Below are 23,348 nucleotides of genomic sequence, written 5' to 3'. Positions count from 1 at the left end.
GCGGAACGACGGAGCCGCCCGGTCGTCGCGGAGCGACGGCCGGACGGCTCCGGGGCGGTGGCGGCTAGCCGCGCTCGGCGCGCCGGCGGCGCAGCGCGGCGAGCAGGAGCCCGCCGACGCCGCCGGCGATCAGCAGTCCGCCGAGGCCCAGCGGCAGGCCGACGTCGGCGCCCGTCGAGGCCAGGGGCGGGCGGCCGCCGGGGTGCGGCGCCACGGCGGTCGGCGTGCTGCTCGGAGTGGGAGCCGCCGTCGGCGCGGTGGTGGGCGCGGTCGTCGGGGCGACGGTCGGCTGCGCGGTCGGAGCGACGGTCGGCTCGGCGGTCGGGGCCACGGTGGGCTCCGGCGTCGGAGTCGGCGTGGTCGGGTCCTTCTCGGCGTCGATCGCGGAGGTGTCCGCGGCGAACGACGCGGTCACGAAGGCGATGGCCTTCGACGTGATGCCGAGCGCCTCCTGGTTGATGTTGTCGATGTCGTCGGCGGCAGAGTGGTAGTTCGGGTCGTGCGTGATGCCGGCGGTGCCGCCGAACAGCGCGACCTCCTCCTCCGTCTTGACGTCGTCGGCGCCGGTGAAGACGCCCGAGGACGGGATGCCGACCGAGATGAAGCCGTCGTAGTCGCTGCGGCCGTCGAACGCGGTGTCGATCCAGGGCTGGTCGATCGAGTCGAAGTAGTCGGTGAACGCCTTCTCGGTCGCGATCGAGCCGGCGGGCACGTCCACGGGGGCCTCGTAGGTGGACTGGTCCGCGTCGTAGACGGAGATCACGTAGTTCGGCGAGGCGACCATGTCGAAGTTCATGTAGGTCGCGATCTTCGAGGCGTCCTCCTCCGTCAGGGAGTCGACGTAGGTGTAGGAGCCGACCAGGCCCACCTCCTCGGCACCCCACCAGGCGAAGCGGACCGCGTTGGTCGTGTCGCCCGCGGCGGCCAGCTGCACGGCCGTCTCGAGCAGCGTCGCGGATCCGGAGCCGTTGTCGTTGATGCCGGGGCCGGCGGGCACGCTGTCGAGGTGCGCGCCGAGCATGACCACGTTGTCGTGGTCGCCGCCCGGAGTCTCCGTGACGATGTTGAAGGTCTCCACCTCGGTCGTCGTCTGGTCGATGAGGACCGAGACGCTCGCGGGCAGCGACGCCAGCAGCGCCTGCCCCTCGGCCTGCGTGACGCCGACGCCGGGGACGGCGGCCTCGTCCTGTCCGCCGAACGTCCCGTTGAGGGCGTCGCTCGGCGCGTTGTCGTAGATGATGATCGCGGCGGCGCCGGCGGCACCGGCGGCGACCGACTTCTCGAGGAAGCTGCAGGAGCCGCGGCTGACGAGCGCGACCTTCCCGGTGGCGTCGAGGCCGGTCCAGGCGTCCGTGGTGCAGCCGAGCGGATCGACGGGGGCGATGAGCTCGCCGGTCACGCCGCCCTCGGGCGTCGACGGAGTGAACTCCATCGGGGTGCCGACGGCGCCGGTCCCGGTGGTCAGCGTGAACGCGTCGATCGTCTGCGTCGCGGTGGTGAAGTCCTGGCGCTGCGTCGTGTAGCCGGCGTCCGCGAGGACCTTCTCCACGTACTCGCCGCTCAGCTCGTAGCCCGGGGTGCCGATCGCGCGGGTGCCGCCGTTGGCGTCCGCGATCGACTGGAGCGCCTCCAGGTGGGTCATGATGCCGTCGACGGTGACGGTGTCGGCGAAGTCGACCGGCTCGACGGCGCTCGCCGTCGGCGCGAAGGCGAAGCCGGCGACGAGGGCGCCCGCTCCGATCATCGCGCTCGAGCCGATCAGCGAGCGGCGTCGGCGGCCACTCGGGGTGTTCGTGGTGGTTCGCGCCACTGGGGCTCCCTCTCCTCGAGAACGGGCCGCCGCGTCGGCGGCCCCGACGCGGGCCTCCCGAGACTGGGAGGGGATCGCGTCCTCTGCGAGGGTATTCACAGGAAACGGTGCGGCCCAGTCCCCCCTGCCAGATTTCATCCGCACGAAACACGGACCGGGCCGGCGGGCCGGTCAGGCTGTCGCCGGGCTCTCGGCCCACTCGCGGAGCATCGCGAGCGTCTCCTCCGGACGGTCGCGGTGGGGGCTGTGACCTGCGCCGGCCACGACCGCGTACCGGATGCGCGGATTCGCGCGCAGCACCAGGGCGGCGAGGGAGGGAGGGAGCAGCGTCTCGACCTGCGGATCGCCGGCCAGCACGAGGACCGGCGGGCGGAGGCCCGGCAGGTCCGCCAGCAGGTCCCACGGGTCGTTGTCGTCGATCGTCGCGGCGACCGCGGCCGGATCGGCGGCCCGCACCGCGGCGAGCTTCTCGGCCCGGTCCCGCTCGTCCCAGAGCGGCTGCGCGACCGCGAGCTCCTCGGCCGAGACCGAGAGACCGGCGAGCTCGCCCGCGCGGACGGCGGCCCGCTGCTCCGGGGCGAGCCGGAGCACCGGGTCCAGCAGCGCCAGGCGCCCCGCCCAGCCGGAGTCGCGGGCGGCGGCGCGCACCGCGACCGCTCCGCCGAGCGAGTGCCCGACGACGAGGTCGAACGGTCCCCGCGCGAGGGCGTCGTCGGCGTAGGCGTCGTGGCGGGAGGAGCCGCCGCGCGGCCCGTCGCCGTGTCCGCGCAGGTCGGGAGCGGAGACGCTCCAGCCCGCCGCGGTCAGCTCGCGGCTCAGCCGCCACCAGGTGCGGCCCGAGCCACCCAGGCCGTGCAGGAGCAGGACCCTGCCCGCCGTCATCGCCGGAGCCTCAGTCGAAGCGCGGGTCGCGGCCGGTGCGCTCACCGGTCGCGAGCCCGGCGATCGCGGCGAGGTCCTCGTCGTCGAGGGCGAAGCCGAAGACGTCCAGGTTCTCGCGGATCCGCTCCGGCGTCACCGACTTCGGGATCACGACGACGCCGAGCTGCACGTGCCAGCGCAGCACCGCCTGCGCCGGCGAGACGCCGTGCTTCGCGGCGATGCGGGCCAGGGCCGGCTCGTCGAGGAGGCGCCCGCGGGCCAGCGGCGACCAGGCCTCGGTGACGATCCCGTGGGCGGCGTCGAAGGCGCGCAGCTCCTCCTGGGGCAGCCGCGGGTGCAGCTCGACCTGGTTGATCGCGGGCACCACTCCCGTCTCGTCGAGCAGGCGCTGCACGTGCTCCTCGGCGAAGTTCGAGACGCCGATCGAGCGGGCCCGCCCCTCGCTCTGCAGGCGCTCGAGGGCACGGTAGGTGTCGACGTAGCGGTCGCGCGAGGGGATCGGCCAGTGCACGAGGTAGAGGTCGACGTAGTCGGTGCCGAGCAGCTCGAGGCTCCGGTCGAAGGCGGCGAGGGTCTCGTCGAAGCCGTGGTCGTCGTTCCAGACCTTGGTCGTCACGAAGACCTGCTCGCGGGGGAGGCCGCTCGCGCGGATCCCCTCGCCGACTCCGCGCTCGTTGCCGTAGAGGGTGGCGGTGTCGACGTGCCGGTAGCCGGCCTCCAGGGCGACGGCGACCGTGCGGGCCGCCTCCTCGTCGCCGATCTTGTAGACGCCGAGCCCGAGCTGGGGGATCGCGCGGCCGTCGTTGAGGGGGATCAGGGGGACGCTCATGCCTCCCATGCTGGCATGCGCCTCAGACGCTCCAGTCGAGCTCGCCGTGCGGTCCCACGTGCACGTCGTCCTCGATCAGCGCAGCGAGACCGGCCACCCCGAAGAGGAGGCGCCGCTCGGCGCGCTCCGCGTCGCTGCGCTCGTCGATGCCGCGCACGGCGAAGTGCACGTCGTGGCCCGCCTGCAGGCCCTCGACGCCGAGCCGGCCGCGGAGCGCACGCACGGGGCGCTGGCCGATGCCGAGACCCCGCCAGAGGGAGCCCGTCTCGAGGACCACCGCCGTCTCGGAGGCGACGACCCCGTGCTGCTCGCGGTGCGCGGTGAGCTGCCACCCGTAGCCGAGGTGGTGCAGGCGGGTCGAGTGCGGGCCGCGCCAGGCGTGGGAGGACTCCTCGCGGCGGAAGTAGACGGGACTCGGGCGGAAGGACCCCTGCCAGAGCGCGGCGGCGAGCTCGGTGCACCACTCCGGGGTCTCCGGATCGGACCAGGGGTCGAGGAGGTCGGTCCGGGCGGCGGCGCGCCGGTGCTCGCGCACCAGCTCCTCCGCGTCCTCCCGCAGTCCCATGCCGCCCCCTCGCCGTCGTGGGCCTTCACCCTAGGGTGCCCGACAGGCGCCGGACAACCGGGGTGGCGGCCTAGGAGGGCAGCGTGACCGGCTCGGTGTCGGGAAGCGGGCTGGCGTCGCGCCCGCGGAGATCCGGGTGGTACCGGCGGCCGAGCAGGGGCACCAGGAAGCCGACCAGGGCGAAGGCCGCGGCGACGACGATGGCGGCGGTCGGCCCGGCCTGGTCGATCTGCACGCCGGCGATCGCGGAGCCCAGCGCCGCGCCGATCAGCTGACCAGTGCCGACCCAGCCGTAGGCCTCCGCCGTGTCCGAGAAGCGCACGCTCGAGGCGGTGATCGCGAACAGCGCCGCGAGAGCGGGGGCGATGCCGATGCCGGCGAGGAACAGCGTGACGCACAGCCACCAGAAGTCGGTCGAGACCGCCGCCAGGCCCATGCCGACCGTGACGATCAGCATCCGCCGCGCGGTCGCCCACCGGCTGATCGGGATGTGGCCGAGGGCGAGGCCGCCTACCAGGGACCCAGCCGCGAACACGGCGAGCACGACGCCCGACTCGACTCCGCCCTCGCCGAACACCGCGACCACGCCCGCCTCGACCGCCGAGCAGGCGCCGATCAGGAGGAAGCCGACGACCGTGGCCAGCAGCACCGGGGGCTTCGTGAGCACCACGCCGAGGCGGCGCTTCGAGCGCGGGATGCGGACGCGGCCCACCTCGGGCGAGGCGATGAACCAGATCCCGCCGCCGATCAGGAACGCGGCGGCGGTCAGGATGCCCGCGACCGTCGACACCTGGATCGACACGAGCGTCGCCAGCACCGGGCCGAGCACCCAGATGATCTCCTGCGCGGAGGCGTCGAGCGAGAAGAGCGGGGTCAGCTGCGAGCTGGTGACCATCTTGGGGTAGATGGTCCGCACGGCCGGCTGCACCGGCGGCATGCTCAGGCCGGCGATGAATCCGATCACGACGAACTGCCACACCTCGAGCGGGAGCACGGCCATCGCGATGATCGCGCCCGCGCAGACCGCGAGGGTGATCGTCAGCACGCGGCGCATCCCGAGCCGCCCCATCAGGCGGCTGGTCAGCGGCCCGGCGATGGCCTGCCCGATCGACATCGAGCCGAGCACCAGGCCGGCGGCGGCGTAGGAGTGGTGCACCCGCTCCACGTGCAGGAGGAACGCCAGCGAGAGCATCCCGAACGGGAAGCGCGCGGTCAGCTGCGCGAGGATGATGCGCCCCACCCCGGGGGTCTTCAGGAGATCGGTGTAGCTGCCCACCGGACGACACTAGCGCTCCGAAGGGGACTGCGGTTCGTCGAGGGAGACCGCTGCCCGAGGGTCCCTCGACGGGTCGCGGTTCCCTCGGCGGAGGGGCGCGTCAGCCAGCCAGCACCTTGCGGATCCGCTGCAGCGACACGCTCTCGGCGGTGCCGAGCGACTGCGCGAAGAAGCTCACCCGCAGCTCCTCGATCATCCAGCGGGCGCGCGCGATCCGCTCCGGGGCGTGCGCGGGCAGCGGGACGACGCCGCCTGCCGAGCGGTAGAGCTCCTGGGCCGCCTGCACCTCGTTCAGCCAGACGCGGTCGCGCCCGACGTTCTCGGCGATCTTTCCGAAGCGCTCGGTGATCCCGCCGAGGTAGCGCGGGACGTGCCGCAGCCGCTCCACTCCGGTCGCCGAGACGAAGCCCGGGTAGACCAGGCCGGAGAGCTGCTCCCGCGCATCCGTGAGGGCGGGCAGGAGCGCCATGCTCGTCGAGGCCTTGAGCGCCTTCTCGACGCCCCGGGCGGTGGTGAGGATCGTCGTGACCGTCTTCACGGTCTCGAACATCGCGTCCATGACGCTCGCCGAGACCCGGTCGCGCACGGCGTCGAACTCGGCGCGGAGGAAGAGCATCCCGTCGGGCTTCATCCGCCAGAGGACCGCGTCGACGCAGGCGAGCAGGCAGTCGGTGAAGAGCGCGGTCGTGTTCTGGTACGGGCTCTGCGCGAGCACGAGCTTCTCGTTCGAGGTGAGGTGCTGCTGCACGTAGGCGACGGGGCTCGGCGTCGCGAGCAGGAGGAGGCGGCGCACGCCGCGCGGGTGCTCGCGCGCCTGGTCCTCGGCCGTGGCGAGCAGGCGGATCGAGACCGAGTCGCCGTCGTCGATCAGGGCGGGGTAGGCGCGGATGGTGTTCCCGCCCTGCCGGGTGTCGGTGACGCGGGGCAGCTCCGGCATGTCCCAGGTCTTCAGGCCCCGGCGCTCGAGCGCGTCGGGGACCCGGGCCTCGACCACGCGGGCGACCTCGTCGCGGACCCGACCGCGCAGGCGCTCGGCCAGCGGGGCGAGCTCCTTGCCGGCGGCGACCGTGCGCCCCCGCTCGTCGGCGACGGCGAAGGTGACCCGCAGGTGCGAGGGGATGCGCTCGAGGTCGAAGTCCTCGGGCTGCACCACCACGCCGGCCTCGCGGCGGATCGCTCCGGCCAGGGTCGCCGCGAACGACTCCGTCGGCGGATTCGGCACGTCGTGCGGCAGGGACGCGGTGAGCTTGCGCGCCCAGTCGTTCGCGGGCACCACGTTCCGGCGCAGGTGCTTGGGCAGCGCCTTGATCATCGCGGTGACCAGCTCGGCCCGGAGCCCCGGCACCAGCCAGTCGAAGCCGAGGGGCGTCACGCGGGGCAGGAGCGCGAGCGGCACGTGCACCGTCACTCCGTCCTCCTCCGTCCCCGGCTCGAACCGGTACGAGAGGCGGAAGCGCTGGTCGGCCTGGCGCCACTGCGTGGGGAACGCGGTCTCGTCGATCTGCTCCGCGTCCTCGGGGAGGAGCGTCTCCTGCGTCATCGTCAGCAGGTCGGGCTCGTCGTGCTGGGTCGTCCGCCACCAGGAGTCGAACGAGCGCACCGAGGTGATGTCGCGGGGGAGTCGGCGGTCGTAGAAGTCGAACACGGCCTCGTCGTCGACGAGCAGGTCGCGACGGCGCGTGCGCTCCTCCAGCCGCTCGAGCTCGGCCCGCAGGGCCCGGTTCTTGCGGTCGAAGGCGTGGCGCGACTCCCACTCGCCTTCGACGAGGGCGTGCCGGATGAACAGCTCGCGGGCGTACGAGGCGTCGATCCGCGAGAACTGGACGCGGCGGCGGGCGATGATCGGCACGCCGTAGAGCGTGACCTTCTCGTAGGCGACGGCCGCGCCCTGCGACTTCTCCCAGTGCGGCTCGCTGAACTGCCGCTTCACGAGGTCGCCCGCGATCGCCTCGGCCCAGGCCGGATCGATCGCGGCGTTCGAGCGGGCGAAGAGGCGGCTGGTCTCGACCAGCTCGGCGCTCATCACCGCGTCGGGGAGCTTCTTGGCCAGGGCGCTGCCGGGGAAGATCGAGAACTTCGCGTTGCGGGCGCCGATGTACTGCACGTTCTGGCGCTCGCGGCTCTTCGCCGCGCGCTGCGCCTGCTGCGAGGTGGTGTCCTTGATGCCCAGGTGCGAGAGCAGGCCGGCCAGGAGGCTCCGGTGGATCCCGTCGGGGTCGACCTTCGGCTCGCCCAGCTCGAGCTTGAGGGGGCGCGCGAGCTGGCGCAGCTGGCGGAACACGTCCTGCCACTCGCGCACGCGCAGGTAGTTGAGGTACTCGGCCTTGCAGAGGCGGCGGAACGCGCTGGAGGAGAGCTCCTCCTGCTTCTCCTCCACGTAGTTCCAGAGGTTCAGCAGGGTGAGGAAGTCGCTGGTGGGATCGACGAAGCGCGCGTGCTGCTGGTCGGCCTGCGCGCGGCGCTCGAGAGGGCGCTCGCGGACGTCCTGGATCGTGAGGCCCGCGACGATCGCCATCACCTCGCGGCTGACGCCGTGGCGGCGCGACTCGATCACCATCCGGCCGAAGCGCGGATCGATGGGGAGCCGCGCGAGGTCGCGCCCGATGCGCGTGAGCTGCGGCGCGGCCTCAGCCCCCTTGCGCGGGATGCCGCTCGAGTGCGCGCTCGGCGGCGTACCGCGCGCCGGAGCGGCATCCCGTGGAGCAGCGGAGGCGGCGGAGGGGGAGCCGGGGACGCGGAGGGCGCCGAGCTCCGTGAGCAGGTCGAGGCCGTCCTTGATGCCGCGGGAGTCGGGCGGAGTGAGGAACGGGAACGAGGCGATGTCGCCCAGTCCGAGCGAGATCATCTGCAGGATGACCGCGGCCAGGCCCGTGCGCAGGATCTCGGGATCGGTGTACTCGGGGCGGCGGAGGTAGTCCTCCTCGGAGTAGAGGCGGATCGCGATGCCCGCGCTGGTGCGTCCCGAGCGGCCGGAGCGCTGGTTCGCGGAGGCCTGCGACACCGCCTCGATCGGCAGCCGCTGCACCTTCGAGCGCGCGCTGTAGCGCGAGATGCGGGCCGTGCCGCCGTCGATCACGTAGCGGATCCCGGGGACGGTGAGGCTCGTCTCCGCCACGTTGGTCGCGAGCACGACGCGGCGGCGGACGCCGGGGGTGCGCCCCTTCTCGAAGACGCGGTGCTGATCGGCCGCCGACAGGCGCCCGTAGAGGGGGAGCACCTCGGTGCCCGGCAGGTTGCGGCCCCGGATGGCGTCCTCGGCGTCGCGGATCTCGTTCTCGCCCGAGAGGAACACCAGGACGTCGCCCGGATCCTCGCGCGCCAGCTCGGCCAGGGCGTCGGCGATGCCGGTCATCAGGTCGCGGCTGCCGCTCGTCGCGTCGGGGACGTCGGTGTCGTCGTCCTCCTCCGGCTCCTCGGCGACCAGCGGGCGGTAGCGGATCTCGACCGGGTAGGTGCGGCCGGAGACCTCGATGATCGGCGCGGGCTCGCCGGCGGCGTCGGCGAAGTGGGCCGCGAAGCTCTGCGGGTCGATCGTCGCCGAGGTGATGATCACCTTCAGGTCGGGGCGCTGCGGCAGCAGGCGGTGCAGGTAGCCCAGGAGGAAGTCGATGTTGAGGCTGCGCTCGTGCGCCTCGTCGATGATGATCGTGTCGTAACGGCTGAGCATCCGGTCGTGGTTCATCTCGTTGAGCAGGATGCCGTCGGTCATCAGCTTGATCCGCGTCGAGGCGGACGCCTTGTCGGTGAACCGGACCTGGTAGCCGACCAGCCCGCCGACCTCGTCGTCGAGCTCCTCCGCGATGCGCTCGGCGATGGTGCGCGCGGCGATGCGCCGGGGCTGCGTGTGCGCGATGCTCTCGCGGCCGAGCTCCAGGCAGATCTTCGGCAGCTGGGTCGTCTTGCCCGATCCGGTCGCGCCGGCGACGATGACCACCTGGTGGTCGCGGATCGCGGCGGCGATGTCCTCGCGCCGCGCCGACACGGGGAGTTCGGGCGGGTAGCGGATGCTGAGCACGTCTGACATGAGCCCTCCATCCTACGCCGCGTGCGACAATGCCCTGTCTCGTGAATCATCGCGGGCCACCCTGCCCGGTCGGGCGCTCCGGCGCCGGTCGACCGCGGCGCACGATCCCGTGGAGCACCCCGATGAATCCGCAGTCCCTGCTGGTCGTGCTGAACATCGTGCTGCTGCTCTTCGCGATCCGGGGCGTGCTGTCGAACCCGAGGCTCTCGAAGGTCGCGAAGGTCTCCTGGGTGGCGTTCATCGTGATCGCGCCGTTCATCGGCAGCCTCGCCTACCTGGCGGTGGGCCGTCGCGGCGGGAGCGGCGGAGGCGGCACGGTCGTGCGCGGCACGGAGCGGCCGTCGGGCTGGTTCTTCGAGCGCTGACCGGCCGGGCGGGCCGGCGGCGGGGGAGACCCGCGGACGTCGGCGCTCCGCGGACCTCCTGACCCTCCGTCCCGCGGCAACCCCCTGACCGGCGGCTCCGCCCACGTCTAGCGTGGAGCGCATGGCCGATCGTCTGCGCTCCAGTGTCAGCCCCTACCTCCGCTCGCACGCGGACAATCCGGTCGACTGGTTCCCCTGGGGCGAGGAGGCGTTCGCCGAGGCGGTGCGCCGCGACGTCCCGGTGATGGTGTCGATCGGCTACTCCACCTGCCACTGGTGCCACGTGATGGCGCGGGAGTCGTTCTCGGATCCGGTGCTCGCCGCGCGGCTGAACGCGGACTTCGTCGCGGTGAAGGTCGACCGCGAGGAGCACCCGGACGTCGACACGGCCTACCTGACGGCCGCGAGCGCGTTCACCCGGCAGCTCGGCTGGCCGCTGACGGCCTTCGCCACCCCCGCCGGCGAGACCTTCTTCGCCGGCACCTACTTCCCGCCGCGCGCCGTCGGCGGCGTGCCCGCCTTCTCCGACGTCCTCGACGCGGTCTCGGAGGCGTGGCGGCTGCGGCGCGACGAGGTGCAGGCGACGGCGGGCGGCCTGGCCGCGGCCCTGCGCGAGGCGACCGCGGCGCTGCCCGCCGACTCCGCGCTGCCCGGCGACGCCGAGCTCGACGGCGCCGTCCGCGCACTCGCGGACGAGGAGGACCGGGTGCACGGCGGCTTCGGCGGCGCCCCGAAGTTCCCGGTGGCTCCCGTGCTCGGGTTCCTGGCCTCGCGGCCCTCGGGAGCGGCGCTCGCCGAGCGCACGCTGCTCGCGCTGGCCGCGTCCCCGCTCCGCGACCGCGATGGGGGCTTCTTCCGCTACGCGACGCAGGCCGACTGGAGCGATCCGCACTACGAGCGGATGCTGTACGACAACGCGCAGCTGCTGGACGTCGCTGCCGTCCTGCTCGGGCACGACGGCGCCCGGGTGGAGGAGCTGACCGGGCTCGCGGAGGGCGTCGCCGCGTTCCTCCTGACCACTCTCGAGCGGCCGGGCGGCGGCTTCGCATCGGCGCAGGACTCGGAGAGCATCGTCGACGGTCAGCGCTCGGAGGGCGGCTACTACCTCGCCGAGGACCGGTCCCGCCTCGCGCCTCCCGCTCTCGACGAGAAGGTCGTCACCGGCTGGAACGGCCTGGCGATCCGCGCGCTCGCCCGCGCCGGACGCGTGCTCGGACGGGAGGAGTGGATCGACGCCGCCCGGCGCGCGGCGGACGCGGTCCTGCAGCGGCACCTCGTCGACGGCCGCGTCGCGGTGCGCGCCTCCCTCGACGGTGCCGTCTCCGCGGCCCGCCCGGCGCTGGAGGACCTCGGGATGCTGGCCGGCGGGCTCCTCGAGCTCGCCCTGGCGGAGGGCCGCCCGCGCTACGCGGTCGCGGCGCGCACCCTGATCGACGGCGCGCTCGACGCGGCCGACGGCCCGCTGCCGTTCGCGCTGCCCGGGGGAGGGGACCCGGCGCTGACCGCGCGGGGACTCCTGCTCGCGGCCGATCCCTCCGAGGGCGCCTACCCCTCCGGCCTGTCGGCGACGGCGGACGCGGCGCACGAGCTGTACCTGCTCACCGGATCGCAGCGCTACCGGGAGGCGGCCGAGGCGTTCGTCGCCTCGATCGCTCCGGGCGCGGTCCGCCGGCCGATGGGCTTCGGCGCCGTGCTCGGGCTCGCTTCGCGGCTGGCTCGCCCGGTGCGGCAGCTGGTCGTCGTGGGCCCCGGAGCGGCGGAGGCGGTGCAGGGCGCACGGTCCGCCGGGATCGGCGTGCTGGTCGGCGTGTCCGACGAGGGCGCCCGGGACTGGGCGGACGCGGGCTTCGAGCTGTTCGAGGGGCGGATCTCGCGGGAGGGGCTGCCGACCGCCTACTCCTGCGAGGCCTTCGTCTGCGCCCTGCCGACCACCCGCCTCCCGGAGGAGCTGCTCACGCGGCCGTGACCACCAGCGGCGCCGCGGGGTCGGCGGCCCACTCGTTGAGCGAGCCGTCGTAGACGACCGCCGTGTGGACTCCGAGCACCGCCAGTGCGAGCGCATCGGCCGTCGCGGCGATCCCGCCCCCGCAGTAGAGGACGATCCGCTCGGCCTGGAGAGCGTCTCCGAACAGCGACCGCAGCCGCTCCGGCGGCAGGAGCGTGTTGTCGGCGCGGTCGACGAGCCGCCCGGCGGGGACGCTCCGCGAGCCCGGCAGGTGTCCGAGGCGGGGGCGGCGCCCCTCCTCCCCGGTGAACTCCTTCGGCGGGACCGCGCAGACCAGCGCCCCGGGAGCCTCGCCGCGCACGACGCTCTCGACGCCGGCCTTGTCGATCCAGAGCGGCCGCTCCTCGCGCACGCTGATGCCTCCGCTCTCCGCGGGCTCGACGTGCCCCGTCTCGATCGGGCGCTCCTCCCGCCGCCAGGCCGGGAGCCCGCCGTCGAGCACCGCGACGGCGTCGTGCCCGGCCGAGCGCAGCAGCCACCACAGGCGCGAGGCCCACTGGCCGACCGCGGAGTCGTACACGACGACCACCGAGTCGTCGTCGATGCCGAGCGCGGCGGTCGCGGCGGCGAAGCGCTCCGGGTCGAGCCGGGTGAAGGGCAGGGGAGCCGCCGGATCGGACAGCTGCTCGAGCAGGTCGCCGAACACGGCGCCGGGGACATGCCCCTCGAGGAGGTACTGCTCGTCGCCGCTGAGGTAGCCGGGCCGCCCGTCGAAGCCGGGCACGAGCAGCACGCTGGCGTCGACGACGACGAGGTGCTCGCGGCCGAGCTGGTCGGCGAGCCACTGGGTCGAGACGATCGGCCGGGCGAGGTACGGGGCGGAGGAGGTGCTCACCCGCACCACGCTAGGCGCGACCGCCGACATGTGCGCCCCCGTGCGTCACGCACGGTCACGGACGCCACGGGCGCTCAGCACTCGATGACGTTGACCGCGAGGCCGCCCTCGCTCGTCTCCTTGTACTTCGACGACATGTCGATGCCGGTCTGGCGCATCGTCTCGATGACCGCGTCGAGCGAGACGCGGTGGTCGCCGTCGCCGTGCAGCGCGAGACGGGCTGCGCTCACCGCGGTGGAGGAGGCGATCGCGTTCCGCTCGATGCACGGGATCTGCACGAGGCCGCCGACCGGGTCGCAGGTCAGTCCGAGGTGGTGCTCCATCGCGATCTCGGCCGCGTTCTCGACCTGGCGCGGAGTGCCGCCGAGCACCGCGCAGAGCGCTCCGGCGGCCATCGCGCAGGCCGAGCCGACCTCGCCCTGGCAGCCCGCCTCCGCACCGGAGATCGAGGCGTTCGTCTTGCAGAGCGAGCCGATCGCGGTGGCGGTGAGGAGGAAGCGGCGCAGCCCCGCGCGGTCGGCGCCCGGGACGAAGCGGAGGTAGTAGTGCCCGACGGCGGGGATGATGCCCGCCGCTCCGTTCGTCGGAGCCGTCACGACGCGCCCGCCCGCGGCGTTCTCCTCGTTCACCGCGAGGGCGAAGGCGTGGAGCCACTCCACCGAGGTCGCGCGGGCGCGGTCGAGTGGGTCCTCCTCGAAGGCCTCGAGCCGCTCGCGCAGCACCGAGGCGCGGCGGCGGACGCCCAGGCCGCCCGGCAGCACGCCATCGGTCGCCAGGCCGTGCTCGACGCAGGCGGCCATGGCGTCCCAGATCGCGTCGAGCCGGGCGTCGATGTCGACCCCGGGGTGCAGAGCGCGCTCGTTCGCGGCGGCGATCTCGGCGATGCCGGAGCGGGTCCGATCGCAGGTCGCCAGCAGGTCGAGCCCGGAGACGAAGGGGTAGGGGTGCGGGGCCAGCGCAGCCAGCTCGGCGCGCTCGCCCGCGCGCCGGATGAAGCCGCCGCCGATCGAGTAGTAGGTCTCCTCCCACACCGGCAGCGCGTCGTCGCCGACCCAGACGCTGAAGGTGAGGGCGTTCGGGTGCTCCGGCAGCCTCGTGCGCGGCTCGAAGACGACGTCGTCGCGCGTCATCGCGAGGCGCTGCTCGCCGGCCAGCAGGATCATCCCCTCCGCGTCGAGGCGCTGCCATGCCCCGCGCACCAGCGCCGGGTCGCACGTCTCGGGGTCCAGGCCGGCGAGGCCGGCGACCACCGCGTCGGGGGTGCCGTGGCCGATCCCGGTGGAGCCGAGCGAGCCGTAGAGGGTGCAGCCCACCCGGCTCACGCGGCCGAGGAGCCCGGCGTCGCGTATCCGCTCGGCGAGGGCGAGGGCGGCGCGCATCGGTCCGACGGTGTGCGAGCTGGACGGGCCGATCCCGACGCTGAACAGGTCGAGGACGGAGACGTAGGCGCTCATCCACCGAGACTACGCCGGGGCCGGCGGTGTGCGCCGCCCGAGCCGCGCCCGCGTCGAGGAGCCACGGAGATCCGGAGTCGACGAGGGTCTGCGGTGGATCAGCGCAGCGTCTTGCGCGCCGAGATCTGGCCGGTGTCGAAGCCGAGCAGGTGCAGGCCGCCGTGGAAGCGGGCGTGCTCGACCTTGATGCAGCGGTCCATCACGACGGACAGGCCCTTCGACTCGCCGTACTCGGCCGCCTCCTGGTTCCAGATCCCCAGCTGCACCCAGACCGTGGGCGCGCCGACGGCGAGGACGTCGTCGATCACGGCGGGGATGTCGCTCGCCTTGCGGAACACGTCGACGATGTCGGGCACGACCGGGAGCTCGGCGAGACTGCGGTAGACCGGCTGCCCCAGGATCTCGGTGGCGTTCGGGTTCACGAAGTAGAGCTCGTAGTCGCTCGACTGCTGCAGGTAGGTGGCGACGAAGTAGGAGGAGCGGGCCGGGTTCGGCGAGGCGCCGACGATCGCCACGGTCTTCGCGCGGCGGAGGATGTCGAGTCGCCTGCGGGCGTCGGGGCCCACCCAGGTGCGCTGCGAGCGCAGCATCTTCGCCAGCGGCGAGTTCGCCGGGACCGAGCAGCTCAGCCCGTTGGACAGCTGGACGACCGTGTCGGCGGTGTCGGTGGTGCTCATGCTCAGACCTCCACGGCCGGGGTGTGCAGGGTGGTGGTCGTGTCCTCGGGGAGCTCGGTCGGAGCGTCGGGGGTGCCGTGCTCCTCGACCGCGCGGGCGAGCGCCTGGTCGAGATCGTAGATGATGTCGTCCGCGTCCTCGATGCCGACGGAGAGGCGGACGAGTCCGGGGAGGACGCCCGCGTGGAGGAGCTGGTCCTCGGTGAGCTGGGCGTGGGTGGTCGAGGCGGGGTGGATCACCAGCGTCTTCGCGTCGCCGATGTTGGCGAGGTGGCTGGCGAGGTCGACCGATTCGATGAAGGTCTGGCCGACGGCGCGGCCGCCCTTGACCACGAAGCTGAAGACCGAGCCCGGTCCCTTCGGCAGGTACTTCTGCGCGCGGTCGTGGTGCGGGTGCGCGGGCAGCCCGGCCCAGTAGACCGCCTCGATGCGGGGGTCGGCGTCGAGCCATTCGGCGACGCGGCGCGCGTTGTCGACGTGCGCCTGGATCCGGTACGGCAGCGTCTCGACGCCCTGGGCGAGCAGGAACGCGGAGTGCGGAGCGAGGACCGGCCCGATGTCGCGCAGCTGCTCCGCGCGCAGGCGCGTGAGGAAGCCGTACTCCCCGAAGTTGCCGTCCCACGACAGGTCTCCGTAGGAGGCGACCGGGTCGTGCAGCAGCGGGAACTTCTCGGGGGAGTAGTGGAAGCGCCCCGACTCGACGACGACGCCGCCGAGCGTGGTGCCGTGTCCGCCGAGGAACTTGGTGGCCGAGTGGATGACGATGTCGGCGCCCCACTCGATCGGGCGGACGAGGTAGGGCGTGGCGACCGTGGAGTCGATGATCAGCGGGATGCCGGCGGCGTGCGCGACCGCGGCGAGGCCCTCGATGTCGGCGATCTCGCCGGAGGGGTTCGCGATCGTCTCGGCGTAGAGCACCTTGGTCTTCTCGGTGATCGCCGCCGCGTAGTCGGCCGGGTCGCTCGAGCGGACGAAGGTGGTGTCCACTCCGAAACGGCGGAGCGTGACGTCGAGCTGGGTGATCGATCCGCCGTAGAGGTTGGCGGAGGACACCACGTGGTCGCCCGCGCCGACGAGCGCCGCGAAGGTGATGAACTGCGCCGAGAGCCCGGAGGCCGTGGCGACGGCGCCGAGGCCGCCCTCGAGGCTCGCGACGCGCTCCTCGAAGGAGGCGACCGTGGGGTTCGACAGGCGCGAGTAGACGTTGCCGTACTTCTGCAGCGCGAAGCGGGCCGCGGCGTCGGAGGTGTCGTCGAAGACGAAGGCGCTGGTCTGGTAGATCGGCAGAGCGCGGGCGCCCGTCACCGCGTCGGGGATGTTGCCCGCGTGGATCGCACGCGTCTTGAAGCCGTACTCACGATCTGCCATGCGATCGACGCTAGCGGGAGCCGCCGACACCGCCGCGCCGGAGCGACGCATCGCGTAACAGAGCGTCCCCGCAGTGCAGAGCGACCGTGCGCGACAGAGCGGTCGAGCGGATCGGAGCGCCGATCAGAGCGCCAGCTGCACCGCGGCCAGTCCCATCGCCGCGATCGCCGCCCACGACACCAGGGCGACGAGCAGAGCACGCCACCCCGTCGTCACGAGCGCGCGCACCCGGACGGCGCTGCCGAGCGCGAAGAGCGCCGCGGCGAGGAGCCAGGTCTGCGCGGTGTCGGCGGCGGCGAGCAGTCCCTCCGGCAGGGGGAGGAGCGTGCGCAGCAGCACCGCGGCGAGGAACCCGACCACGAACAGCGGCACGATCGCCGGGCGCGTCCCGCCGGTCCCGCCGCCGCGCCTCGTGACCGCCGCCGCCACCGCGACCATCGGCGCCAGCATGACCACGCGGGTCAGCTTCACCACGACCGCCACGGCCAGCGCCGACGCACCCGCCACCTGGGCCGTCGCCACCACCTGGCCCACGTCGTGGACCGAGGCGCCGACCCAGTGCCCGAACTGCACGTCGGAGAGCCCGAGCGGCTGCTGCAGGGCGGGGAGCACCGCGATCGCGAGCGTGCCGCAGAGCGTCACCAGCGCGACCGGCGTCGCCTGCTCCTGCTCCTTCGCCCGGGTCGCTCCGGCCATCGCGCCGATCGCCGAGGCCCCGCAGATCGAGAAGCCCGCCGCGAGCAGCAGCGGCTCCTGCCCGGGCAGCCGGAGCGCCCGGCCCAGCGCCCAGGTCAGGCCGAAGGTGGCCAGGACGATCCCGACGACGACCAGGATCGCGCCCCAGCCCAGCGCAGCGATGTCGATCAGCGAGAGCTTCAGCCCGAGCAGGACGATGCCGGTGCGCATCAGCGAGCGGGACGAGAACTTCAGGCCCGGCGCCAGCGCCCCGCTCAGCAGGGGGCGCGCCGCGGGCAGCTGCGCCACGAGGATCCCGAGCGCGACCGCCGCGGTCAGCATCGGCACTGCCGGCACCGTCGCGTGCAGCAGGGCCGCGATCACCGCCGCGACGGCGCAGGCCGCGACTCCCGGGCCCAGCCGCCGGATCAGACCCACGAGGGCAGCCACATGTGGGCCTGCCAGAAGGTGAAGGAGGTCTGCGCGCCGATCCAGAGCGGCAGGAAGTAGGCCGTCAGCGCCGCCGCCGCCACCGCGAAGACGAGCACCACGAGGACGCCGCGGGTGCGCCGCCTCCGCTCGTCACCCGGACTCCCGATCACCATCCCGGCCGTCAGCGCCAGCGCCAGCATCATGTAGGGCTCGAAGACGACGCAGTAGAACTGGAACACCGTGCGGTCGAGGTACAGCAGCCACGGCAGGTAGCCCGCGACGATCCCCATCAGCACGAAGCCGGCGCGCCACTCCCGGTACCGCGCGAGCCGGTAGAGGAGGTACACCAGCGCCAGGACTCCGGCGTACCAGATGAGCGGATTGGCGACCGAGGTGATCGCCTCGTCGCAGCGTGCGGCGGTGCAGCCGTCGACGCCCGTCGCCTGGTCGACGAAGTACATGCTGGTCGGCCGGAGCATGAGCAGCCAGGTGAGCGGGTTCGCCTCGTAGGGGTGCGAGGCCCGCAGGTTGATCGAGTAGTCGTACATCTGCACGTGGTAGTGCCAGAGGCTCTGCGCCCAGTCCGGCACCCACGCCAGAGCCCCGGTCCAGGCGTTGCCGGGGGCCTCCGACGCCCACTGCCGGGCCCATCCGCCGGAGGTGCGCAGCCAGCCCGTCCAGGTGACGAGGTAGGCGATCAGGGCGATCGGCACGACCAGGAGGAAGGTGACCGGACCCTGCTTGAGGATCGCGCCGCTGCCCCAGAACGGCACGCCCGCGCGGCGCCGCATCAGCGCGTCGACGACCACCGCGTACACGCCGTACGCCGCGAGGAAGTAGACGCCCGTCCACTTCACGCCCGCGGCCAGGCCGAAGAGCACGCCGGCCGCGAGCAGCCAGGGCCGCCACCACAGGACCGGCCCCCAGCTCGGCAGCGCTCCCGCCGCCACCTTCCGCGCCAGCTGCAGCTCGGCCCAGCGCCGGTCCAGCAGCACCGCCGCGACCCCGCAGAGCGCGACGAACATCAGGATCCCGTCCAGGAGCGACACCCGCGACATCACGATCGCGTGGCCGTCGAGCGCGAGCATCAGCCCCGCGAAGGAGGAGAGGAGGGTGGAGCGGAACAGGAGGCGGCCGATCACGATCACCAGCGCGACGGCGAGGATCCCCACGACGGCGGTCGCGACGCGCCAGCCGACGCTGTCGTCCGCGCCGAACACGCCCATCCCGAGCCCGATGATCCACTTGCCCAGCGGCGGATGCACCACGAAGGACGGCGCCCCCGTGAAGGTGTCCACGTCGCCGGCCGCGAAGCCGGGGTCCGGGTTCTCGGGCCAGGCGCCCTCGAACCCGAGGTTCCAGAGGGTCCAGGCGTCCTTCACGTAGAAGGTCTCGTCGAACACGAGCGAGCGCGGGTGGCCGAGGTTCCACAGCCGCAGCACCGCGGCCAGGGCGACCACCAGCAAGGGCAGTCCGAGCTCGTACAGCCGGCGGCGCGCGGGGGAGGCGACGAGCCGGGCGTGCAGGTCGTCGAACCAGGAGCCGCGCGGCACGTCCGGGAGCGGGGTGCGCTCCCGCGGTGCGGACGCCTCGGCGGGCTCCACCGGGACCGAGCGCGCCGATCCCGCCGCGTCCAGGAGCAGGTCGTCGAAGTCGCGCTGCGGTCGGTCCGTCACCCGGCCATGCTAACGGGGCGCCTCCTCCCGGGACGGCGGCGATCCGCGGCGGGAGGCCCCGGACCCGGCCTGGGAGACTGGCGGCATGATCATCCTCGCCGGCACTCCCATCGGAAACCTCGGCGACGCCTCCCGCCGGCTCGTGGAGGCGCTGGGCTCCGCCCGCCACGTCGCCGCCGAGGACACGCGCGTGACCATCCAGCTGATGCGCGCCCTGGGCGTCGAGAACCGGCCCGCCCTCTACGCGCTGCACGACCACAACGAGCGCGAGCGCGCCGCCGAGCTGGTGGAGCTGGCCCGCGAGGAGGACCTGCTCGTGCTGAGCGACGCGGGCATGCCCACGGTCTCGGACCCGGGCTACCACCTGGTCGAGGCGGCGGTGGCGGCCGGAGTCGCGGTCACCGCGCTGCCCGGTCCCTCGGCGGTGCTCATGGCGCTCGCCGTGTCCGGGCTCCCGACGGATCGCTTCAGCTTCGAGGGGTTCCTGCCCCGCCGGCACGGCGAGCGGGTCTCGACCTTCCGGGCGCTCGTCGACGAGCGCCGCACCATGGTCTTCTTCGAGTCCCCGCACCGGATCGGCGACGCGCTCGCCGACCTGGTCGAGGCGATGGGCCCGGAGCGGCGCGTCGTCGTCTGCCGCGAGCTCACCAAGATGTTCGAGGAGGTCCGGCGCGGCACGGCGGCCGAGCTGGCCGAGTGGGCGGCCGACGGCCTGCGCGGCGAGATCTGCCTGGTCGTCGAGGGAGCCCCCGCGAGGGAGGCGTCGCTCGAGGACGCGCTGGCCGACGTGCTGGCCCGCGTCGAGGCCGGATCGCGGCTCAAGGAGGCGTCGGCCGAGGTCGCCGAGATCACCGGGCTCTCGCGCCGCGCGCTCTACGAGGCGGCGCTCGCCTCCCGCCGCGGCTGAGGGCTCCCTCCCCGGCGGCGATCGCGGCCGGTCGTCCACGGCCTCCGTCACACGCCGGGAGCGGTGCCGCGCGGTGAATAGGATGGTCGCCATGTCCGACGGCGCCTCCTTCTACCTCACGACCCCGATCTTCTACGTGAACGACGTCCCGCACATCGGGCACGCGTACACCGAGGTCGCCGCCGACGTGCTCACCCGCTGGCACCGCCAGGCGGGCGACGACACCTGGCTGCTGACCGGCACCGACGAGCACGGCCAGAAGATCCTCCGCACCGCCACCGCCAACGGCACGACCCCCCAGGAGTGGGCCGACCGCCTCGTGAGGACCGCCTGGCAGCCGCTGCTCGAGACCATCGACATCGCCAACGACGACTTCATCCGCACCACGGACGCGCGGCACGAGGTCAACGTCCAGAAGTTCCTGCAGAAGCTGTACGACGAGGACGCCATCTACACCGGCGAGTACGAGGGCTACTACTGCGTGGGCTGCGAGGAGTACAAGCAGCTGTCCGACCTCGAGGAGGGCACCGGCGACTACGACGGCCAGTACGTCTGCAAGATCCACTCGAAGCCGGTCGAGCTGCTGAAGGAGAAGAACTACTTCTTCAAGATGAGCGAGTACACCGAGCGGCTGCTCGCGCTCTACGAGGAGCGTCCCGACTTCGTCCAGCCCGAGTCGGCGCGCAACGAGGTCGTCAGCTTCGTCCGCCAGGGCCTGGCCGACCTGTCGATCTCCCGCTCCAGCTTCGACTGGGGCGTGAAGGTCCCGTGGGACGACTCGCACGTGGTCTACGTCTGGTTCGACGCGCTGCTCAACTACATCACCGCGGTCGGCTACGGCCAGGACGAGGCGGAGTTCGAGCGCCGCTGGCCCGCGACCCACATCGTCGGCAAGGACATCCTGCGCTTCCACGCCGTGATCTGGCCCGCCATGCTCATGGCCGCGGGCCTCGAGGTGCCCCGGCAGGTGTTCGGCCACGGCTGGCTGCTGGTCGGCGGCGAGAAGATGTCGAAGTCGAAGCTCACCGGCATCGCGCCCGAGCAGATCACCGACACCTTCGGCTCCGACGCCTTCCGCTACTACTTCCTCCGGGCCATCACCTTCGGCCAGGACGGCTCGTTCTCGTGGGAGGACCTGTCGGCGCGCTACCAGTCCGAGCTCGCGAACGGCTTCGGCAACCTCGCCTCGCGGGTCGTCGCGATGCTGCACCGCTACTACGACGGCGTCGTGCCCGCGCCGGGGGAGCCGACCGAGGCGGAGGAGCGCGTGCAGCGCATCGTCGCCGAGGCCGCCGCGTCGGCCGACCGGTCGATCGACGCGCTCGCGATCCACGACGCGATCACCGCCGTGTGGAGCATCGTCGAGGAGCTCAACGGCTACATCACCGAGCAGGAGCCGTGGGCACTCGCCAAGCGCGAGGAGCGCGAGCGCCTCGGCACGGTGCTCTACACCGCGACGGAGGGGCTCCGCGCCCTGGCCGTGTTGCTCTCGCCGGTCGTGCCGCGCGCGACGGCGTCCCTCTGGGAGGCGCTCGGCGTGACGGAGTCGCTCGGCGCCCTCACCGCGCAGCCGATCCGCGAGGCGGGCCGGTGGGGGGTCCTCCCCGTCGGCACGACCGTCGGGACGCTCGCCGCGCTCTTCCCGCGCATCGAGGCTCCCGCGTCCTGACGTCCGCGCCTCGACCCGTGGACGGAGCAGCCGAGCGGCGCGGAGTCGCCGGCGGAGGATCCGCAGGAGAGTGCACGATGACCGCGATCCGAACGCGAGGCGCCGGGTGCGAGCGGCCCTCCGCTCCGGGGACGGCGGGGCGCAGATGACGCGCGAGGTCCTCGACGCTCTCGGGCAGGCGGCCGAGCTCACCCGGCGCCACGTCGGGCACCCCGAGCGCGCCGCCGCGCTCGCCCTGCGCCTGCACCGGGTGACCGCTCCGACCGAGCTCGTCTACACCCGGTTCCCGCCGACCCTCAGCCTGGTGCTGGCCGGCCGGAAGCGCTCGGTGGTCGGCGACTCCGACGAGCGGTGGGGCGCCGGCCGCTTCCTGATCACCCCCGTCGACCTGCCGGTGGTCGCGGCCGTCGTGGAGACCGGCGACCGCGGCGACTTCCTGTCGGCCAACTGGCGTCTCGACCCGCTCGTGGTGGCCGAGATCGCGGCGCTCGCCCCCCGGACGGCCCCGCGGGCTCCCGCCCCGCGGATCGGCACGGTCACGGAGGAGATGGCCGACTCGCTGCGCCGACTCTTCCGTCTGCTCGACGCCCCCGCCGACATCCCGGTGCTCGCCCCCGCGATCACGCGCGAGCTCGTGCTGCGGCTGCTGCAGACGGACCAGGCGCCCCGGCTGCTGGCCGCGTCCAGCACCGTCCGCTCGGAGGCCGTCTCCCGTGCGGTCGAGGCGATGAGCGCGTCGCTCTCGCGCGGCTGGACCCTCGGCGCGCTCGCCGCGGAGGCGGGCACCAGCGTGCCCACGCTCACCCGCCGCTTCCGCGAGCTGACCGGGATGTCGCCGCTGGGCTACCTGCGGCGGCTCCGCCTGGGGGAGGCCAGGAGGCTGCTCCTGGTCCGGGGCGACACCGCCGCGCAGGCCGCGGCCGCGGTCGGCTACGCGAGCGCGTCGCACTTCGGGCGCGACTACCGCCGCGCCTACGAGACGACCCCCGCGGCCGACGCTGCGCTCCACCCCGGGCCGCTCGTCCAGATCCACTGAGCGGCGGGCGCTGTCGCGGGGACTCCGAGCGGCGCGTACCGCGGCGTCAGACGCGGGCGCCGACGATGCCTCCGTCGACGTCGAGCGTCGTGCCGTGGACGTACGAGGCCTCGTCCGAGACGAGCCAGCGCACGGCCAGGGCGATCTCGTCCGGACGTCCGGGCCGGCCGGCGGGGGCGGACGCGGTCATCTGCTCCAGGATCGCGGCGGCGTGCTCATTGCCGGGCGTGAGGGTCGCGCCGGGCGCGACGGCGACCACGCGCACGCCGCTCGGGCCGTACTCGGCCGCCCACGCCCGCGTGAGGTGCTCCAGCGCTGCCTTGGTCGCGGGGTAGAGCGCGGTCCCGGGCGTTCCCACCCGTCCCATCCACGAGGTGATGTTGACGACCACTCCGCTCCCGCGCTCGGCCATGGCCGGGGCGATCGCCGCGACGAGCTGGTGCGGCACGCGGATGTTCGTGGTGAGGAGGGACTCGACGTCGGCGTCGCTGAGGTCGGCGGTCGGCCCCACCGGGAACACTCCGGCGTTGTTGACGAGGACGTCGATCCGCCCGTCGAGGAGGGTCAGCGCCCGGGCGGCGACGGCGCGGGTCTCCTCCGGCGTGCCCGCGAGGTCGGCGACGAGCGCGGAGGCGGTGCCCCCGTCGGCGCGGATGCCGCGGACGACGGACCCGACCCGCTCGGGGTCGCGTCCGTGCACGAGGACGTGAGCGCCGGCCCCGGCGAGCCGGCGGGCGATGGCCGCGCCGATCCCGCTCGAGGATCCGGTGACGAGGGCATGGCGCCCGGCGAGGGAGCCGGGTGCGGAGTGGGCGAGGAGCTCGGTGTCTGTCATGGCTCCAGCCTCCCTGCGGCGCGGGAGGC

Annotated in this window: 18 protein-coding genes; 5 read left to right on the top strand and 13 right to left on the bottom strand. The window is 73.6% G+C overall.

All coding sequences use genetic code 11. The features are described 5' to 3' along the window. Nucleotides 1-64: 64 nt before the first annotated feature. From C5D66_RS08890 to hrpA, 6 genes are all read right to left on the bottom strand, one after another. Complete coding sequence (locus tag C5D66_RS08890; protein ID WP_181028767.1) at nucleotides 65-1,810, bottom strand: M28 family metallopeptidase; 1,746 nt, start codon at nucleotides 1,808-1,810, stop codon at nucleotides 65-67. Between the two features lie 171 nt (nucleotides 1,811-1,981). Next, nucleotides 1,982-2,692: an alpha/beta fold hydrolase gene (locus C5D66_RS08885; protein WP_146083882.1), complete on the bottom strand. Its 711-nt coding sequence runs from the start codon at nucleotides 2,690-2,692 to the stop codon at nucleotides 1,982-1,984. Between the two features lie 10 nt (nucleotides 2,693-2,702). Next, nucleotides 2,703-3,521: an aldo/keto reductase gene (locus tag C5D66_RS08880; protein ID WP_104274316.1), complete on the bottom strand. Its 819-nt coding sequence runs from the start codon at nucleotides 3,519-3,521 to the stop codon at nucleotides 2,703-2,705. Nucleotides 3,522-3,543: 22 nt separating this feature from the next. Beyond that, nucleotides 3,544-4,086 carry a hypothetical protein gene (locus tag C5D66_RS08875; protein ID WP_104274315.1) on the bottom strand — a complete coding sequence of 181 codons (543 nt, stop codon included), beginning with the start codon at nucleotides 4,084-4,086 and terminating at the stop codon, nucleotides 3,544-3,546. A gap of 70 nt (nucleotides 4,087-4,156) precedes the next feature. Further along, nucleotides 4,157-5,362: an MFS transporter gene (locus tag C5D66_RS08870; RefSeq protein ID WP_104274314.1), complete on the bottom strand. Its 1,206-nt coding sequence runs from the start codon at nucleotides 5,360-5,362 to the stop codon at nucleotides 4,157-4,159. A gap of 100 nt (nucleotides 5,363-5,462) precedes the next feature. Beyond that, complete coding sequence (gene hrpA / locus C5D66_RS08865) at nucleotides 5,463-9,386, bottom strand: ATP-dependent RNA helicase HrpA (protein WP_104274313.1); 3,924 nt, start codon at nucleotides 9,384-9,386, stop codon at nucleotides 5,463-5,465. Between the two features lie 122 nt (nucleotides 9,387-9,508). Between hrpA and C5D66_RS08860 the strand changes: the two genes are divergently transcribed. Beyond that, on the top strand, nucleotides 9,509-9,751 hold the full coding sequence (locus C5D66_RS08860) for a PLDc N-terminal domain-containing protein (RefSeq protein WP_160033960.1): 243 nt from the start codon (nucleotides 9,509-9,511) through the stop codon (nucleotides 9,749-9,751). A gap of 121 nt (nucleotides 9,752-9,872) precedes the next feature. Then, on the top strand, nucleotides 9,873-11,717 hold the full coding sequence (locus tag C5D66_RS08855) for a thioredoxin domain-containing protein (RefSeq protein WP_104274312.1): 1,845 nt from the start codon (nucleotides 9,873-9,875) through the stop codon (nucleotides 11,715-11,717). Here C5D66_RS08855 and C5D66_RS08850 read toward each other — a convergent pair. From C5D66_RS08850 to C5D66_RS08825, 6 genes are all read right to left on the bottom strand, one after another. Beyond that, nucleotides 11,704-12,591, bottom strand: a complete 888-nt coding sequence (locus C5D66_RS08850; protein ID WP_181067946.1) for a sulfurtransferase — start codon at nucleotides 12,589-12,591, stop codon at nucleotides 11,704-11,706. The genes C5D66_RS08855 and C5D66_RS08850 overlap by 14 nt on opposite strands. Nucleotides 12,592-12,665: 74 nt before the next feature. Then, nucleotides 12,666-14,045 carry an L-serine ammonia-lyase gene (locus tag C5D66_RS08845; RefSeq protein WP_104274310.1) on the bottom strand — a complete coding sequence of 460 codons (1,380 nt, stop codon included), beginning with the start codon at nucleotides 14,043-14,045 and terminating at the stop codon, nucleotides 12,666-12,668. A gap of 98 nt (nucleotides 14,046-14,143) precedes the next feature. After that, the gene (locus C5D66_RS08840; protein WP_104274309.1) at nucleotides 14,144-14,722 is read right to left on the bottom strand and encodes a CoA-binding protein; all 579 of its coding nucleotides are present in this window, start codon (nucleotides 14,720-14,722) and stop codon (nucleotides 14,144-14,146) included. Between the two features lie 2 nt (nucleotides 14,723-14,724). Beyond that, complete coding sequence (locus C5D66_RS08835) at nucleotides 14,725-16,089, bottom strand: O-acetylhomoserine aminocarboxypropyltransferase/cysteine synthase family protein (RefSeq protein WP_104226921.1); 1,365 nt, start codon at nucleotides 16,087-16,089, stop codon at nucleotides 14,725-14,727. Between the two features lie 123 nt (nucleotides 16,090-16,212). Further along, on the bottom strand, nucleotides 16,213-17,202 hold the full coding sequence (locus C5D66_RS08830) for a YeiH family protein (protein WP_258061304.1): 990 nt from the start codon (nucleotides 17,200-17,202) through the stop codon (nucleotides 16,213-16,215). Next, the gene (locus C5D66_RS08825; RefSeq protein ID WP_258061305.1) at nucleotides 17,193-18,872 is read right to left on the bottom strand and encodes a dolichyl-phosphate-mannose--protein mannosyltransferase; all 1,680 of its coding nucleotides are present in this window, start codon (nucleotides 18,870-18,872) and stop codon (nucleotides 17,193-17,195) included. Before C5D66_RS08825 ends, C5D66_RS08830 begins: the two co-directional genes overlap by 10 nt. Before the next feature lie 85 nt (nucleotides 18,873-18,957). On the opposite strand from C5D66_RS08825, the gene rsmI reads away from it, so the two are divergent. The 3 genes from rsmI to C5D66_RS08810 all read left to right on the top strand — a co-directional run bounded on the left by rsmI (nucleotide 18,958) and on the right by C5D66_RS08810 (nucleotide 22,484). Beyond that, entirely contained in the window at nucleotides 18,958-19,779 is an 822-nt protein-coding gene (gene rsmI / locus C5D66_RS08820; RefSeq protein WP_104226923.1) for a 16S rRNA (cytidine(1402)-2'-O)-methyltransferase, read from the top strand. A gap of 91 nt (nucleotides 19,780-19,870) precedes the next feature. Next, the gene (metG, locus tag C5D66_RS08815; RefSeq protein WP_104274308.1) at nucleotides 19,871-21,448 is read left to right on the top strand and encodes a methionine--tRNA ligase; all 1,578 of its coding nucleotides are present in this window, start codon (nucleotides 19,871-19,873) and stop codon (nucleotides 21,446-21,448) included. A gap of 70 nt (nucleotides 21,449-21,518) precedes the next feature. Beyond that, complete coding sequence (locus C5D66_RS08810; protein ID WP_258061306.1) at nucleotides 21,519-22,484, top strand: AraC family transcriptional regulator; 966 nt, start codon at nucleotides 21,519-21,521, stop codon at nucleotides 22,482-22,484. A 46-nt stretch (nucleotides 22,485-22,530) separates the two neighbouring features. Here the strand turns inward: C5D66_RS08810 and C5D66_RS08805 are convergent, their stop codons facing one another. Next, nucleotides 22,531-23,319 carry an SDR family NAD(P)-dependent oxidoreductase gene (locus tag C5D66_RS08805; RefSeq protein WP_104274307.1) on the bottom strand — a complete coding sequence of 263 codons (789 nt, stop codon included), beginning with the start codon at nucleotides 23,317-23,319 and terminating at the stop codon, nucleotides 22,531-22,533. Nucleotides 23,320-23,348 lie beyond the last annotated feature (29 nt).

Origin of the sequence: Rathayibacter sp. AY1B4, from assembly GCF_002932815.1 — a bacterium.
GTDB lineage: Bacteria > Actinomycetota > Actinomycetes > Actinomycetales > Microbacteriaceae > Rathayibacter.
The sequence above is the reverse complement of the archived record's forward strand: the minus strand, read 5'-3'. Positions and strand labels throughout refer to the sequence as shown.

Excerpts from the sequence above, each read along its gene's own strand:
- C5D66_RS08885 (WP_146083882.1), bottom strand. The coding sequence starts at position 2,692 with ATGACGGCGGGCAGGGTCCTGCTCCTGCACGGCCTGGGTGGCTCGGGC.
- C5D66_RS08880 (WP_104274316.1), bottom strand. The coding sequence starts at position 3,521 with ATGAGCGTCCCCCTGATCCCCCTCAACGACGGCCGCGCGATCCCCCAG.
- C5D66_RS08875 (WP_104274315.1), bottom strand. The coding sequence starts at position 4,086 with ATGGGACTGCGGGAGGACGCGGAGGAGCTGGTGCGCGAGCACCGGCGC.
- hrpA (WP_104274313.1), bottom strand. The coding sequence starts at position 9,386 with ATGTCAGACGTGCTCAGCATCCGCTACCCGCCCGAACTCCCCGTGTCG.
- C5D66_RS08860 (WP_160033960.1), top strand. The coding sequence starts at position 9,509 with ATGAATCCGCAGTCCCTGCTGGTCGTGCTGAACATCGTGCTGCTGCTC.
- C5D66_RS08855 (WP_104274312.1), top strand. The coding sequence starts at position 9,873 with ATGGCCGATCGTCTGCGCTCCAGTGTCAGCCCCTACCTCCGCTCGCAC.
- C5D66_RS08845 (WP_104274310.1), bottom strand. The coding sequence starts at position 14,045 with ATGAGCGCCTACGTCTCCGTCCTCGACCTGTTCAGCGTCGGGATCGGC.
- C5D66_RS08840 (WP_104274309.1), bottom strand. The coding sequence starts at position 14,722 with ATGAGCACCACCGACACCGCCGACACGGTCGTCCAGCTGTCCAACGGG.
- C5D66_RS08835 (WP_104226921.1), bottom strand. The coding sequence starts at position 16,089 with ATGGCAGATCGTGAGTACGGCTTCAAGACGCGTGCGATCCACGCGGGC.
- rsmI (WP_104226923.1), top strand. The coding sequence starts at position 18,958 with ATGATCATCCTCGCCGGCACTCCCATCGGAAACCTCGGCGACGCCTCC.
- metG (WP_104274308.1), top strand. The coding sequence starts at position 19,871 with ATGTCCGACGGCGCCTCCTTCTACCTCACGACCCCGATCTTCTACGTG.
- C5D66_RS08805 (WP_104274307.1), bottom strand. The coding sequence starts at position 23,319 with ATGACAGACACCGAGCTCCTCGCCCACTCCGCACCCGGCTCCCTCGCC.